General features: G+C 39.2%; 13 protein-coding genes. 9 read left to right on the top strand and 4 right to left on the bottom strand.

Going from position 1 to position 16,349, the window contains the following annotated elements; genetic code table 11:
- The first annotated feature begins 103 nt into the window (after positions 1-103).
- From SOM16_RS15395 to SOM16_RS15370, 6 genes are all read left to right on the top strand, one after another.
- A complete protein-coding gene (locus tag SOM16_RS15395) occupies positions 104-1,531 on the top strand; it encodes a sialate O-acetylesterase (RefSeq protein ID WP_320464886.1) in 1,428 nt (475 codons plus the stop codon).
- 146 nt (positions 1,532-1,677) lie between these two features.
- Entirely contained in the window at positions 1,678-3,918 is a 2,241-nt protein-coding gene (locus SOM16_RS15390; protein ID WP_320464885.1) for a DUF5703 domain-containing protein, read from the top strand.
- Between the two features lie 162 nt (positions 3,919-4,080).
- Positions 4,081-4,869, top strand: coding sequence for an SDR family oxidoreductase (locus SOM16_RS15385; RefSeq protein WP_320464884.1), 789 nt, complete (start codon positions 4,081-4,083; stop codon positions 4,867-4,869).
- Positions 4,870-5,041: 172 nt separating this feature from the next.
- On the top strand, positions 5,042-6,061 hold the full coding sequence (locus SOM16_RS15380; protein WP_320464883.1) for a zinc-binding alcohol dehydrogenase family protein: 1,020 nt from the start codon (positions 5,042-5,044) through the stop codon (positions 6,059-6,061).
- Between the two features lie 263 nt (positions 6,062-6,324).
- Positions 6,325-6,519, top strand: coding sequence for a transcriptional regulator (locus SOM16_RS15375; RefSeq protein ID WP_320464882.1), 195 nt, complete (start codon positions 6,325-6,327; stop codon positions 6,517-6,519).
- Complete coding sequence (locus SOM16_RS15370) at positions 6,507-6,782, top strand: hypothetical protein (RefSeq protein WP_132535856.1); 276 nt, start codon at positions 6,507-6,509, stop codon at positions 6,780-6,782. Before SOM16_RS15375 ends, SOM16_RS15370 begins: the two co-directional genes overlap by 13 nt.
- A gap of 130 nt (positions 6,783-6,912) precedes the next feature.
- Here SOM16_RS15370 and araA read toward each other — a convergent pair whose 3' ends face one another.
- From araA to SOM16_RS15350, 4 genes are all read right to left on the bottom strand, one after another.
- The gene (gene araA, locus SOM16_RS15365; protein ID WP_320464881.1) at positions 6,913-8,403 is read right to left on the bottom strand and encodes an L-arabinose isomerase; all 1,491 of its coding nucleotides are present in this window, start codon (positions 8,401-8,403) and stop codon (positions 6,913-6,915) included.
- A 204-nt stretch (positions 8,404-8,607) separates the two neighbouring features.
- Positions 8,608-9,309 (bottom strand): L-ribulose-5-phosphate 4-epimerase, encoded by a 702-nt coding sequence (locus SOM16_RS15360; protein WP_320464880.1) that lies wholly within the window; start codon positions 9,307-9,309, stop codon positions 8,608-8,610.
- The gene (locus SOM16_RS15355) at positions 9,306-11,006 is read right to left on the bottom strand and encodes a ribulokinase (RefSeq protein ID WP_320464879.1); all 1,701 of its coding nucleotides are present in this window, start codon (positions 11,004-11,006) and stop codon (positions 9,306-9,308) included. The genes SOM16_RS15360 and SOM16_RS15355 overlap by 4 nt, the downstream gene beginning before the upstream one ends.
- 155 nt (positions 11,007-11,161) lie before the next feature.
- Positions 11,162-11,386, bottom strand: coding sequence for a CDGSH iron-sulfur domain-containing protein (locus tag SOM16_RS15350; RefSeq protein ID WP_154281068.1), 225 nt, complete (start codon positions 11,384-11,386; stop codon positions 11,162-11,164).
- Between the two features lie 235 nt (positions 11,387-11,621).
- Between SOM16_RS15350 and SOM16_RS15345 the strand changes: the two genes are divergently transcribed.
- The 3 genes from SOM16_RS15345 to SOM16_RS15335 all read left to right on the top strand — a co-directional run bounded on the left by SOM16_RS15345 (position 11,622) and on the right by SOM16_RS15335 (position 16,347).
- Positions 11,622-12,137 carry a L,D-transpeptidase family protein gene (locus tag SOM16_RS15345; protein ID WP_320464878.1) on the top strand — a complete coding sequence of 172 codons (516 nt, stop codon included), beginning with the start codon at positions 11,622-11,624 and terminating at the stop codon, positions 12,135-12,137.
- 32 nt (positions 12,138-12,169) lie between these two features.
- Positions 12,170-12,835, top strand: coding sequence for a hypothetical protein (locus SOM16_RS15340; RefSeq protein ID WP_320464877.1), 666 nt, complete (start codon positions 12,170-12,172; stop codon positions 12,833-12,835).
- A 485-nt stretch (positions 12,836-13,320) separates the two neighbouring features.
- Positions 13,321-16,347, top strand: coding sequence for a TonB-dependent receptor (locus tag SOM16_RS15335; RefSeq protein WP_320464876.1), 3,027 nt, complete (start codon positions 13,321-13,323; stop codon positions 16,345-16,347).
- The last annotated feature ends 2 nt before the right edge of the window (positions 16,348-16,349 follow it).

Below are 16,349 nucleotides of genomic sequence, written 5' to 3'. Positions count from 1 at the left end.
GCTAGCTCATGCAAACGAAAGTTTATTCCTTCAGACTTTACGATGTGAGGTATTGGCTGCTCGTAAGTAGGTAATTAAACAATTGATGACAGAAAGAAACAAAATGAAACTAAGACTCCTCCTTTTTTTAAACCTTGCCTACTGCATCATTGCATCGGCAACGGTTAAACCCGCATCTATTTTTACTGATCATATGGTGCTACAGCAGCAAAGTAACGTGGCCATTTGGGGTTGGGCGAAACCCTCTTCCACTGTAAAAATAGAAACTTCATGGAATAGAAAAACTTATAAAGTTACAACTGATCAGGAAGGAAAGTGGCGGGTAAAAGTATCTACTCCGAAAGCTGGCGGCCCCTATGAAATGGAATTTAATGATGGCGAAGAACTGGTTTTAAAAGATATCCTGATCGGTGAAGTTTGGTTTTGTGGCGGACAATCGAACATGGAAATGCCCATGAAAGGTTTCAAAAGTCAGCCGATTATTGGTTCGGCTGAGGCGATTTTAAAATCTACAAACCAAAACATCAGGCTTTATACCGTTCCGCGTTCTTCCATAACCGAAAAGCAAGAAAACAGTAAAGCTTCCCAATGGAAACTGGCCGAACCAGAGGCGGTATCCAACTTCAGCGCAACGGGTTACTTTTTCGGTAAGCTGCTGAGTGAAGTTTTAACGGTTCCCATCGGAATCATCAACGACAGTTATGGTGGTTCCACAATTGAAGCATGGATGTCGCCAGAAGATTTGAAGCCCTTTACAGAAATCAAAATACCATCAAAGGGAGATTCGATCAAAGAAGTGAGCCGAACACCAACAACCTTGTACAATGGCATGCTTTATCCGGTAATTGGTTACGGCATAAAGGGAGCCATCTGGTACCAGGGCGAATCCAATTTCGAAAGGCCAGACCGCTACGAAGATTTTTTTCCGGCCATGGTTTCCAGCTGGAGACAACATTGGGATATTGGAGAATTTCCTTTTTATTATGCACAGATTGCACCTTTTAGTTATAATTATTCAACTATTGGAAAAGGAACAAAAATTAATAATTCTGCCTTTATCCGAGATGCGCAGCGTAAATCACTTTCAATAATTCCAAATTCAGGAATGGCTGTATTATTGGATATTGGCGAAGAAAACTCCATCCACCCAGCCAATAAAAAACAAGGAGGGGAACGGTTAGCCTATTTAGCATTGTCGAAAACTTATGGCATAAAAGGTTTTGGCGGCGTAAGCCCTGCTTATGAATCGGTAACAATTGTTAAAAATGAAGCGGTTGTGAAATTTCAGAACGTACCCAATGGCATCACCTCTTTTGGGAAAACCCTGTCTTTATTCGAAATTGCCGGGGCTGATCAGAAATTTTATCCTGCGAAAGCAGAAATAAAAGGAAGCAGTGTTACCGTTTCGGCTGATAAGGTAAAGGTACCTGTGGCCGTTAGATATGCTTTTAAAGATTTTGTTAATGGTGATTTATTTGGAAACGATGGTTTGCCCGTATCTTCTTTCCGTACCGATAATTGGGATAATTAGTAATGATGTTAACCAGAAAGATATACATCGCCACAAAGGCACATAGAACGCTGAGTATTTTAGCCAGGAACTCATATGCTGTTATATGGTCAAAGGTTGTAAATTCTTTCTTGGCTGCGCCTAGGTTTCTAAGTTGGTCATATATTTTGCTTATATTTTTATCAATCTCAACAGCACAATCACAAGAAAACGTAACGTGGACTACCCAGAGCCTTAATTCATCAGAATCAATGCCAGTGGGCGGTGGCGATATTGGCCTTAATCTTTGGGTAGAAAAAGGAGAAGTATACCTTTACCTATCCCGAAGTGGCACCTTTGACGAAAATAATACCCTGCTTAAACTTGGTCGTGTAAAACTAAAGTTAAGTCCAAACCCATTCGAAGGGAAAACCTTTAAGCAGGAACTAATTTTAAATGATGGTTATGCGCAGATTTCAGGTTCAACTAGCAAGCTAAAGACTCAAATTAAGATTTGGGTTGATGTTTTTAACCCTGTAATTCATCTGGATATTAAATCCAGTCAGAAAGTAACAACTGAAGCGAGTTATGAAAGCTGGCGTTTTGAAGATCGGATTACAAAAGGGAAGGAGAACAATCAAAACGCCTACAAATGGGCGCCACAGGGTGTAGTTAAAACCTTTAAAGACGAAATTGGCTTCAAAGGAAATATTATTCAATTCTATCATCAAAATAAACCGGAAACTGTATTTGATGTTGCCGTAAAACAGCAGGGTTTAGAAAATAGAAAAACAGAATTATTTAATCCCTTGAAAAACTTAATTTTTGGCGGTTCGTTACATGGAGATAAAATGATTCCAGCTGGAAATTATTCTGGAACCTACATGAATACACCATTTCAAGGCTGGACGTTAAAAAGTCAATTGCCAACAAAATCTGAGCAGATTACCATTCGCTTAAATACCAGTAAAGCGACATCGGTTCCAGCTTGGGAAAAAGAAATATATGCGATTAAAACTTCGGCAAGTCAAACGCCTAGTATTAAATGGTGGAATGATTACTGGAAAAGAAGTTTTATTAACATCAGCGCAAAGGATGAAACGGCGAATCAATCCTCAAGAAATTACCAGCTATTCAGGTTTATGTTGGGCTGCAATGCCTTCGGAAAATATCCAACCAAATTCAACGGTGGATTGTTTACTTATGATCCGCAATTTACCGATTCAACGTTAAAATACACACCAGATTTTAGAAATTGGGGAGGAGGGACGCATACCGCTCAAAACCAGCGACTGGTATACTGGCCGTTGTTAAAAAGTGGCGATTTTGAGCTGATGAAACCACAGTTTGATTTCTATCTTAACCTGCTCAAGAATGCAGAAATCAGAACAGAAGCCGCATGGGGGCATAAAGGTGCCAGTTTCACCGAACAGCTAGAGAATTTTGGTCTGCCAAATCCTGCGGAATATGGATGGAAACGCCCGGCGGGTTTTAATCAGGGAATGGAATACAATGCCTGGCTGGAATACGAATGGGATACCGTGCTGGAATTTTGCATGATGATCCTCGAAACGGAAAGATACGACAATCGAGATATTAAGCAGTACCTCCCTTTAATCGAAAGTTCTTTGACTTTCTTTAGGGAACACTACGCTTATTTGGCAAAGCAACGTGGGGCGAAAGCTTTGGATGGAAATGGACATATGGTGTTGTATCCCGGTTCTGGTGCCGAAACCTATAAAATGGCATATAATTCTGCTTCCACCATAGCGGCTTTGAAAACTGTGCTGGAGCGGTTGATTGAATATCCATCCTTGCCAGGCAATAAAAAGAAAGAGTGGACTGAGATGCTCCAGATGATTCCTTCAATTAGCTTCAGGCAGTTTGAGGGACATACCACTATTTCACCTGCAAAAGTTTGGGAGCGGATTAACAATACTGAAAGTCCGCAGTTATACCCGGTTTATCCTTGGGGGATTTATGGCATTGGCAAAGCTGGACTGGATACGGCAATTAATACATTTAAATACGATACCGATGTAATTAAATTTCGAAGTCATATAGGTTGGAAACAAGATAATATCTTCGCCGCAAGGTTAGGTTTAACTGAAGAAGCCGAAAAGCTTACCACCCTAAAACTTAAGGATTCCGGAAGAAGGTTTCCAGCATTTTGGGGGCCTGGTTTCGACTGGACACCTGATCACAATTGGGGCGGCTCAGGGATGATTGGTTTGCAGGAAATGTTAATGCAGGTGGATGGAAAAAAGCTTTATTTGTTTCCGGCCTGGCCAAAAGATTGGGATGTACATTTCAAACTTTTTGCACCATACCAAACTACAGTTGAAGGAACTTTGAAAAATGGAAAATTAATAGATTTAAAAGTCTTGCCAGAAGCGAGAAAAACAGATGTAAAAGTAATGATAGAGTAATGGAATGACTGAGGGAGAGAATGATGGAATGAAAGAATGATGGAATGAAAGAATGATGGATTGATAAAACAGAGATTGATTAAATGGAAAATTTTATTCGTAATTTATATACATTCAATCATTCACTAATCCACTCATTCATTAACTACTAATTAAAAAGATATGGATTTAAATTTAAAAGGAAAAGTTGTGATTGTTACCGGCGCTGCAAAAGGCATTGGCCGGAGCATTGCAGAAGTATTTGCAAAAGAAAATGCAATTGCGGTAATTGTTGGACGAAAAGCGGAAGACAATGAAAAGGTTGTTGCGGCAATTGAAGAAAACGGCGGAAAGGCGGCTCAATTTGTGGCAGAACTTTCTAATCCGGAAGATTGTAAAAATGTAATTGCAGCCATTGTAGCGCAATTCGGTAGAATCGACGGATTGGTGAACAACGCTGGGGTGAATGATGGAGTAGGCTTAGAACACGGAAACTATGAAGATTTCATGGCTTCTTTGCATAAAAATGTAGTTCATTACTATTTAATGGCACATCACGCTTTGCCAGAACTGATTAAAAGCAAAGGTGCAATCGTAAACATCACTTCCAAAACTGCCGAAACAGGCCAGGGAAATACATCTGCATATGCCGCTGCGAACGGTGGGCGTAATGCCTTAACGCGCGAGTGGGCTGTTGAGTTGCTAAAGTATGGTATCAGGGTTAACGCTGTAGTGGTAGCTGAATGCTGGACACCAGCCTATGAAACCTGGATAGAAACTTTGCCAGATGCTCAAGCCAAACTGGACGAAATAACGGCTAAAATTCCTTTAGAAAATAGAATGACTACGGCAGAAGAAATCGCCAATATGGCAGCATTTTTATTATCGGATAAATCAAGCCATACCACCGGACAGATCATTCATGTTGATGGTGGTTATGTGCATTTAGACAGGGCTTTAGCCAACGCCTAATAAATAAATGAATTAGGGAATGATAAAATGAATAAATGAAAGAATTAGAGAATAATTAAATGAGTAAAAGCTTATGCAATCGCTTTAAACAATTCATTAATTAAATCATTCTTTCATTCAAAATTTAGTAATTCACTAATTCAAAATTCAATCCTTCTCTCATTAAAATAAAATGAAAACTCTTACTTGCACAACACCAGGAACCTTTGAATATTCAGAAACTGAAAAACCTGAACTTAAAAAGGACCACGCCATTATAAAGATTAAACGTATCGGGATCTGTGGAACGGATTTACATGCCTTTGAAGGTACCCAGCCTTTCTTCAACTATCCAAGAGTTTTAGGTCACGAGCTTTCTGGAGAATTAATCGAGCTTGATGGAAGAAACGATTTTAAGATAGGAGAGGCTGTTACCTTTATTCCATATTTCAACTGTGGGGAATGTATTTCCTGCAGGATGAATAAGCCAAACTGCTGTGTGAAAATGCAGGTTTGTGGCGTGCATGTTGATGGCGGAATGCGTGAGTATCTTCAGGTACCTTCGCGAACACTTTTACATGGAGCAGGATTAAGTTATGACGAACTGGCGTTGGTAGAGCCTTTGGCGATTGGTGCCCATGGCGTTCGAAGGGCTGACGTGCAGTCTGGAGAATTTGTTTTGGTAATTGGCGCTGGCCCGATTGGTTTGGGTACGATGGAATTTGCAAGGATTGCCGGAGGCAAGGTAATTGCGCTTGATATTAACGATGATCGGCTGACTTTTTGTAAGGAAAAAATTGGTGTAACGCATACCATCAATGCACTATCTCCGGATGTTAGTGAGCAGTTGAGTCAGCTCACCAATGGCGATATGCCTACCGTGGTAATTGATGCCACCGGAAACCAGAAAGCGATTAATAATGCCATTAACTACCTAGCGCATGGTGCCAGGTTTGTGTTGATTGGCTTACAAAAAGGTGATTTGATTTTTAATCATCCGGAATTTCATAAAAGAGAATCTACGTTAATGAGTAGCAGAAATGCCAATATTGAAGATTTTGAACATGTCATTCAATCAATGAAAGCAGGTTTAGTAAAACCGACTACCTACATTACACATCAGGTTAAATTTGAAGAAGTAAAAGATGAGTTTGAAAGCTGGCTGGATCCAAAAAATGGAGTGATTAAAGCTATGGTAAAGATGGAGGATTAGTTGGCAAGTTAAACCTCAGAAATAAGACTTCCGAAGTTTAGAAGGAATTGTGCAGTGGCAGAACTTCGTTAGTCTGAAGATCATTCTGAAAACTTACGAAGTTTCCCCTGCGTTTTCGGCCTTGGAAACTTCGTAAGTTAAATCTAACAAAACTTCGTCAGTCTGAAGGTGCTTTTGTCATTGACCAAAATATTTATCTATGTTTGAAAATATTATATTTGCTATAGTTAATATGAGTTTAAAAATGATAACACCAATTCAATATGAAAATAGGCGACAAAGTTTCAATCTCTCCCCAAGTAACTGATAGATCTGATTGGATTAATGGTACTATCAAAGAAATAGAGAAAAATCCTTTTGCTGGAATCGTTATTACAGCAGAATCTGAAGATGGAGAAGTATTTTTTGAGAAAGAAGATCTTTTTAGGTTTTTAAGTAAAGAAACATGTACGCATTAAGCTTTGATATGACCATCGCTGATTTGAAAAAAGAATATGGCGAGAAATATCATAGCGCTTATGTAGAAATAAAAAATCATTTAAATAAAAATGGTTTTTATTGGATTCAAGGCAGTACTTATGTTACAGAAGGGAATTTAACGGCAGTTTATAAAGCCATTAATATTCTATCTAATATTGATTGGTTCAAAAAGTCTGTGAGAGATATTAGAGTATTTAAGATAGAAGACTTTTCAGATTTTACTGCTATTGTGAAAGGCTAGCCTTTGAGACGCTTTATTGGTTGGTGTCTCACCAACCAAATTATAATCTGCGAATCTGCAGCCTCATTTAAAAAATGAAAGCCGATAATTTATAAAACTATCGGCTTTCAATTACAGAACTTATTATGAATTATTTATAAGCCACCTCATTCCAGTGCAACTCATTTCTGAACTGATTAATTTTGGTATCAGCACCAATGTTGATGTATTCCAAACCAGCAATATTTGCAAAGTCTGATAAATGTTCTGTCGTTAAATTCTGACTATAAGCCGTATGGTGTGCACCACCAGCATAAATCCATGCGGCACAACCAGTTTTCATATCAGGAAGCGGTTTCCAAAGTACACGTGCAACAGGTAAGTTTGGTAAATCATGCTCCGCTTCAACAGCTGTTACTTCGTTTACTAACAAGCGGAAACGATTTCCCATGTCAATTAAAGAAGCATTTAGCGCATCGCCACTACCTACGTTAAAAACCAGACGGGCAGGATCAGCCTTGCCACCAATACCCAAAGGGTGAACCTCTAAACTTGCTTTGCCATTCGCCAATGAAGCATCCACTTCCAGCATATGCGAACCTAAAACCATGGCGTTAGCAGGATCGAAATGATAAGTATAATCTTCCATAAAAGCATTGCCGCCAGGTAAACCAGCGCCCATTACTTTACACGCGCGAACCAAAGCAGCTGTTTTCCAATCACCTTCACCAGCGAAACCGTAACCATCGGCCATTAAACGTTGCGCAGCAATACCCGGTAACTGAATCATGCCATGTAAATCCTCAAATGTATCAGAGAATCCTTTAAAACCACCGTCTACCAGGAATTTACGTAAGCCCAGCTCGATTTTTGCAGCATCATAAACAGATTGATGTCTGGCACCGCCAGCTTTCAAATCGTCGGCCATGTGGTATGTTTCTTCGTATTCCTTCAATAAATCCTGAATAGAATTTTCATCGATCGCGTTAATTACAGCCACTAAATCACCAATGCCGTAAGTGTTTACTGCGAAGCCAAATTTCATTTCTGCTTCAACTTTATCACCGTCGGTAACAGCAACATAGCGCATATTATCACCAAAACGAGCAAATTTAGCACCTTGCCAATCGTTCCATCCGGCGGCAGCTCTGCACCAGGTATCGATTTGTTTTGCTACTTCTTCATCTTGCCAATGGCCAACCACCACTTTACGATCTTTACGCATTCTGGTCACCATGAACCCAAATTCACGGTCACCATGTGCACTTTGGTTTAAGTTCATGAAATCCATATCGATGGTATTCCAAGGAATATCCCGATTGAATTGGGTGTGTAAATGAAGCAAAGGCTTTTGCAAAACATTTAAACCCCTGATCCACATTTTAGCAGGAGAGAAGGTATGCATCCAGGTGATCACACCGATGCAATTTTCATCGATGTTAGCTTGTTGTAGCGTTTCGAAAATCTCTTCAGTTGTTTTTACAATTGGTTTGTAAACGACCGAAACGGAGATATTTCCATTTTGGTTTAACGAATCTGCTACTTCCTGTGCATGATCTGCCACTTGTTTTAAGGTCTCCTCACCGTACAAATGCTGCGTACCAGTGATAAACCAAACTTGTAATTTCTTTAAATCAATCATTACTATATTGTTTTTAATTTATGCTGTTTTATTTAAGTCTTTTTAGCTTGTTCAACTTTCAACTGCAAACTCATTCTGGCCCCAAGACTTTCGACTAAAGACTTCCAACTCTCAACTCCAAACTAATTCCGCTCCCTGAACTTTAGACTCTGGATATTAGACTCTGGACTTTCGACTCTAGACTCTGGACTAAAGACTCAAGACTCAAACCTGCCCATAATAAGCCCCGGCACCATGCTTCCGTTCAAAGTGTTTTTCGATCAAGGAATCCTTTAATTTTGGTGCCTGTGGATTAATCTGTTGTGTTAATAAGGCCATTTGTGCTACTGCTTCTAAAACAGCGCTGTTATAAACTGCTTTTTCAGCGGTTTTTCCCCAGGTAAAAGGTGCGTGATTACCGACCAAAATCATTTCAACTTCCTTATAACTTAGCCCCAGATCTTTAAAGTGATTCATAATTTGGAAGCCAGTCTCATATTCGTAGTTTCCTTTGATCATGGCATCATCCATTGGTGCTGCGCAAGGAATGTCAACCGTTAAATGATCAGCATGAGTGGTCCCAAAAATTGGAATGGCCTTTTGCGCCTGCGCCCAGGCGGTTCCATAGGTAGAGTGCGTGTGTACTACGCCGCCAATATCTTCCCAATGTTTATATAAAACAGCATGCGTTTTGGTATCTGAAGATGGACGCAAATTCCCTTCAACGGTATTCCCATCAAAATCGACAATCACCATTTTATCCGGTGATAAATCCTCATAAGGCACACCACTCGGTTTAATGGCAAAAACACCCTGAGCACGATCAGCTGCACTTACGTTCCCGAAAGTAAAGAGTACCAGCCCCAGTTTTGGTAACTGCATATTGGCCTGATAAGCCTGTTCTTTTATATCCTGGTAATTGCTCATGACAAGTACGGTTTTACGTCTTTTTTATTGTGTTTTTCTAAGTATCTGCCCAAGCCTAAATAAGCCTGGTAATGCTGGCGATACAATTTCTGTTTTTTCACATTTGGAGTATATTCTTTCTCAAATCCGGTACCCATAGCGGCCATTGCGGCTTCGATGTTGGGATAAATACCCGCCGCAACCGCTGCAAACATGGCCGCACCTAAAGCGCAAGTGTGTTCGAAACGGTGAATTCTGATGGGCATTTCCAATACATCGGCCATCATTTGCATAATATAAGCTGATTTTTTAGCTACACCACCTATCCCGATGATTCCTTTTACCGGAACACCTTGCTCTTTAAAACGATCTACGATTGCTTTCGCACCGAAACAAGTAGCAGCAGCCAAAGCACGGAAAAACCTTGGCGCATCAGTGCCTAAACCCAAACCAATAATGGCACCTTTAAGCTCCTGATTGGCATCAGGGGTTCTTCTGCCGTTTAACCAATCAATGGCTAATTCAGCATAATCATCATCCTCTAAAGCTTCAGCTTGTTTACTTAAATTGGCAATGATTTTACTTTCTAATTCATCTTTTAAGGCAATTGCTGTCGCTTCGTTAATTAAATCAGATTCTGTCAATAAATGATTTAAAGGCCAGCTAATTAAGTTTTTAAACCAGGCGTACACATCGCCGAAGGCAGACTGACCTGCTTCTAATCCTGCCATACCCGGAATAACAGAACCATTTACCTGTCCGCAGATGCCACCAATTAATTTACCATGTAAATCCTGATTCGGAGCCACCAATATATCGCAGGTACTCGTACCCATTACTTTACTTAAATAATACGGTTCAATCTGACCGCCAACGGCACCCATATGGGCATCGAAAGCACCAACACCAATCACCACATTAGTATTTAAGCCTAATTTATTTGCCCATTCTTCACTTAAAGTTCCGGCAGAAACATCTGAAGTATAGGTATCATTAAATAATTTATCTCTAAACCCGGCTAAAAGCGGATCAAGGCTGCTAAAAAAATCTTCAGGAGGTAAGCCATTAAATTCTTCGGCCCATAAAGCTTTATGTCCGGCTGCACAACGACTGCGTTTCATGGTGTTTACATCCGTTCCCCCGGTTAATAAAAAGGGAATCCAGTCGCAATGTTCCACCCATGATTCAGCCCCAGCTTTGATAGATGAATCAACTCTTAAGATGCGAAGTAACTTCGACCAAAACCATTCGGAAGAATAAATTCCTCCAACATATTTCAGGTAATTAGTAGCGAATTTAGTAGCATGCTCATTAATTTCAGCGGCTTCCTTAACGGCAGTATGATCTTTCCAAAGTACAAACATGGCGTTTGGATTTTCCTCAAAACCTGGTGTGAGTGCCAGGGGATTACCCGTGGCATCAACAGCCACCGGACTGGAACCAGTGGTATCAATAGAGATCCCTTTAATCAACTGAGCAATTTCTGCACCACCAGCTTTTTCAATACAAGCTTTAATGGTGTGTTCTAAACCCTCAATATAATCTAATGGATGCTGTCTGAATTGATTGGCTGATGGTTTACAATATAAACCCTTTTGCCATCGGGGATAAAGAAAAACAGAAGCTGAAATTTCTTTTCCGTTTGCGGTGTCGACCAGAACCGAACGAACAGAGTCCGTGCCGTAATCTACACCAATTACATAGTTTGCTGCGCTCATAACAATAAATAATCGTCTAATTAACGTTTATTTATTCAGATTATAAAATTTTATGAAAATTTGTTACAAGAAATTTTCGTTGTTATGGTTCTAAAAAAAATAAGGTAAAATAAAAGCCTTACATTTCTGTAAGGCTTTCAGTAAAAGATTATTGTTTATACCTTTTTTGGAGGCAGATCAAAAGCTATTGCATCATGCTCGAAATGGCCTTTATGTGCGCCATCGCAAAAGGGTTTGTTTTGAGAAAGACCGCAACGGCAAATTGACAATACTTCTCTGCCCTGTAAGCCATAATTGTTTCCGTTTTTGTCAACAATTTCAAAATCTCCTTCTATTTTTACCGAGCCGTTGTTGTTTATTGTAAGTTTAGTTTTAGCCATTTTTGTTTTGTTTGTATGCCGCAAAATTAAGGCAAAGTTTACAGATTTAAATAATCATATTGCAGTTTAGAAACGTTCCGGTTAGCCATTTAATTTCGTCGTAAAGGGAGCCTAGCTTCATTGAATTAGGTAGGCTCCTGGCAAGAGAATGTTTTTGGAATTTGATAAACATTAATGGTACTTTTAGTATAGCTAAAGAAATTTATGCTGTTGCAAACGAATGAAATAACTTAAAATGAAGAAACTTATTAAAATTTTTTGCGTAATAACCTTAGTTGCTTTATTAATTTACAACATTTTTCCTGAGCAAAAACTCCCCGAAAGCGCTGTAATTGATTATTTGGAAGTGAGAAAGTCAAAAAAACAGCTTTTGGCCTATTCTAATGGTAAGGTGTTAAAAACATATACCGTTTCATTTGGTGATCAGCCTGTTGGCCATAAAGAATTTGAAGGTGATGAGAAAACCCCGGAAGGAATCTATAGCATCAATGCCAAAAATGATAAAAGTGGCTATCATAAAAATCTGGGTATCTCGTATCCAAATGCAGAGGATTTAACACATGCCAGGCTAGCCGGGAAATCTGCTGGTGGAGACATTAAAATTCATGCATTGCGCAATGGTTTGGGATTTATTAATAAATTTCAAAGGTGCTACAACTGGACAAACGGCTGTATTGCGTTAACGAATGCTGAAATAGATGAATTATATCGTTCTGTTAAAATAGGAACGAAAATTCAAATTAGACCATAATGATGTAAAATAAATAAAATACCTTTAATACAATGAAAAAGATTATTTTAATATTGATGACGTTGACCGCAATGCTTTCTTGTAAAAACAAATCAAAGCAGGTGGTTAAAGACCAAAAGGATACGGTTAAAACCATCGTTTCTGACTCAGTTACAGCAACACCTGAAAGCAACCTCAATAGTAAATACATTCCTGTAAATACCTGGATTGATGATTTTAAGAATTTACGTCAGGCTATTTTTCTGAAAGATAAAGATAAATTAAAAACCTATTTAAAATTTCCGGTTGGTGACGAAAGCTGGGGCTATCTGGTTGATTTCTCAGAAAGTGAAAGAAAATCCAGGATAGGGAAATATGCAAACCCTGATTTGTTGTATGAAGCGGATTTTGATCGCTATTATAAAAGAGTTTTCGATGATGACCTGGCAGAATCGATAATGAAAATAAAAGCGGATGATTTATTTGAGAAGCACCTGGCAGAATCACCAGACTTTAAGGCTGGTGATTTCAATTTTAAATTGATAGTCAATTATGTTCAGGAGGATAAAAATACACTTCAATTAAATCTAAGCTATAATAACAATAGTGTTGATGAAAATGGTGAGCCGGTTAGCGAGGGCGAACACAACAAAATTTACATCTTTGAGGTTGAAGCGGGCAAGAAATTAATTTTTCAGAAAGTAGCCTTTGCAGGTTAGTTAGCAACTTGAAAATTTGGTATAGCCATATTTACCATAATTAGTAAATGACACAAAAGCATATTATGGTTATCGCCACGATATTATGTACAGTATAAACAAAGCTTTTGTTAAAATTTGTTTTAGATTTATGAACCAAAACCTTACTGATCAGCGAGTGCTTAATTGATTTTACTGGATGAAATTGAGGGGAATCATTTATCAGAGAGAAATGTAGGCTTGCATCCATTAGAATAAAGCCACTTCTATACTATTTTAGTTTAATTATCAATTTAACCCCTATTAATTACCGTATTGCCCCTCATAATTTCTGTTTATTTATAGTTTCTTTGAATTAATCAAATATAAATTTTTATGACCTGTAACAAATCTGCCTAAGCACCCTATCTGGTGATGAAAAAATCGCGCTGAATTAAAAGCAAACGCCGGGTAATCTCTGCGAAAATCTAACCCGCTCCAAACAAATCAACTAACCAAATTCAATTATGCTAAAAAATTTACTTTATCCTTTAGGGCGCATATTTGGACTTTTCGCTATCCTGCTTACTATAAGTATCAGCGGCAACAGTCTATATGCTCAAACTCAAAATGCAGAAATATCAGGTGTTATTCTTGATGTTAAAGGTTTGCCAATTCCTGGTGCAACCATTAAAAATGAAAAGACGGCAAAGGTGGCCATATCCGATGGAAACGGGCGCTACAAAATTGCCGCAACTAAAGGTGAAACATTAGTGGTAACCTTTATAGGCTATGCACCGAAAACCATCGTTTTAGAAAACCAAACCCAACTTAATTTCTCACTTGCTGAAGAATCTGATAAAACACTTAATGAAGTTGTAGTAGTGGGTTACGGTACCCAAAAAAGATCAGATGTAACAGGTTCTGTGGTATCAGTACCGAAAGCAAGGTTATCTCAGCTTCCGGTTACCAACGTGCTTCAGGCAATAGAGGGTGCTGTGGCCGGGGTAAACATCAGTACCACATCGTCGGTTCCAGGTAGTCAGCCGAATGCTTTAATCAGGGGGCAGAACTCCATTTCAGCAAGTGCTGGCCCCTATGTGGTGGTAGATGGTGTTCCGTTGAGTAAAACAGGTGGATCTTTAAATGATATTAATCCGAACGATATTGCATCAGTAGAGGTTTTAAAAGATGCAAGTGCGACCGCAATTTACGGCACGAACGGATCTAACGGGGTAATTCTGGTTACTACTAAACGTGGAACATCTGGCAAACCAGTCATTCGTTACAATGGTTATGTGGGTCTGGATAATATCGCCCATACACTAGAACCTAGAAGCGGCGCAGAGTATGTACAGAAATATGCTGATTTCTTGAAACAAACCAATCAGACACAAACCAGACCGGTGCCCAATGTTGGTGAGCTTGCTGCTTATAATGCGGGTACAACTACAGACTGGATTGATGAATCTACACAACAAGGTAGAATACAGGATCATAATGTGAGTATTTCGGGAGGCTCGCCAGATGTGAAATATTTTATCTCGGGTGATTACCTTGATCAAAAAGGTGTAATCAAAGGATATCAATTTAATCGCGTGAGTTTAAGATCAAACCTGGATATCAACGTAACGAGTTTTTTAACGGTTGGTACATCACTGTTTTTAACCAGCAACAAGTTTGATGGTGGCAGAGCAAATTTGTTATTAGCCAGTGCAATGAGTCCTTACGGGCAGCAGTATGAGGCAAATGGCGCTTATAAAATTTTCCCGATGGCTCCGGAATTATTGTATACTAACCCATTATTAGGTTTAAAAACTACACAGATAAACAGAACAACAAACATCAATGGCAATGGTTATGCCGAGATTAAATTCCCTGGGGTATTAACCGGGTTAAAATATAGATTTAATGCAGGTTACACTTACTTCCCCGAAAGAAGAGGAAGTTATGTAGGTCGTTTGGCAAACGATAATAACGGAACAGCGAGCAGTTTCAATGCCTCTACCAACAGTTATACCATTGAAAATATTTTAACTTATGCCAAGGATATCGAAAAACACCATTTCGATTTCACAGCTTTATATAGCTCACAAGAACGTAAATTCAATTCTACCACTGCAGGCGCTGTGGGTTTTATAAATGATGAATTGGGCCTAGATAATATTGGAGCTGGCGCAACGCAGACCAGTAATACCTATCGTGATCGTTATGGATTAAACTCACAAATGGGTCGTTTGTTCTATTCTTATGATAGTCGCTATCTGTTAACCTTAACTGCACGTAGGGACGGATCGTCGGTATTTGGTGTCAATACAACTAAGTATGGCGTATTCCCATCAGCAGCAATTGGCTGGAACATCACCAACGAAGGTTTTATGAAAAACCTAAAGGCTATTAATAACCTAAAGTTAAGAGTGTCGTATGGTAAAACAGGTAATGAGGCAGTAGGGGTTTACAGAACGATTACAACCGAAAATTCGGTGAGGTCTCCATTTAATGGCATTAGTACCATCGGTGTACTTCCTGCTAATTTAGGGAACACGCTGTTGCAATGGGAAACTACCAAAACAGCCAACATCGGTTTGGATTTCGGTCTTTTCGACAACAGAATTTCCGGGAGTATTGAGGCTTATCAAAACAAAACCGATGGAATTCTGCTTAACAGAGCTTTGCCCATCATCACCGGATATAGAGAGGTATTGGAAAATGTTGGTAAAACAACCAATAATGGATTGGAAATAACCCTAAACTCACAAAATTTTAGAGGAAAAGATTTCAGATGGGAAACGATGGTAGTATTCGCGACCAACAAGAATAAAATTACTGATCTTTTTGGCGATGGCAAGGATGATCTCGGAAACAGGTTGTTCATTGGAAGACCAATTAATGTAATATATGATTACCAAATGACGGGTATCTGGCAAACGGGAGAAGATGTTTCTAAACAGGATCCAACCGCAAGACCTGGAAGTTTGAAGTTCGCTGACATTAATGGCGATGGTAGAATTACGCCGGATGACAGAACTATTTTAGGCCAGACAGCACCAAAATGGACAGGCGGTATCACAAATACCTTCCACTATAGAAACATTAATTTAAGCGTATTTATTCAAACAGCCCAAGGCATCACCAGAAATAACCCTGATTTAACTTATGGCGATGAAACCGGAAGAAGAAATACACCTGCAGAAATTGGCTACTGGACACCAGAAAATCAAAGCCAAACCCGTCCGGCTTTATCTTATAACAATACCTTAGGTTACGGTTACGCCTCCGACGCCAGTTATACCAGAATTAAAGATGTTACCTTAAGCTATGTTTTTACGCAAAAAATATTAGATAAGCTTCATTTAGGTAGTTTAACTGTTTACGCGAGTGGCAGGAACCTGGCAACATTTACCAACTGGATAGGATGGGATCCTGAACAAACTACCTATGGCAGAGGAACAGGAAATTCGGGAGCAAATCAGCAGGCATTTGCAGCAGACTGGACAAACAATTACCCCGTAACCAGAACTTTTGTTATCGGTTTAAATGTTTCCTTACGTTAATT

The organism is Pedobacter sp. CFBP9032 (genome assembly GCF_034045265.1).
In the GTDB taxonomy this organism is placed as follows: Bacteria; Bacteroidota; Bacteroidia; order Sphingobacteriales; family Sphingobacteriaceae; genus Pedobacter.
This window is presented reverse-complemented; position numbering and strand designations above follow the sequence as displayed.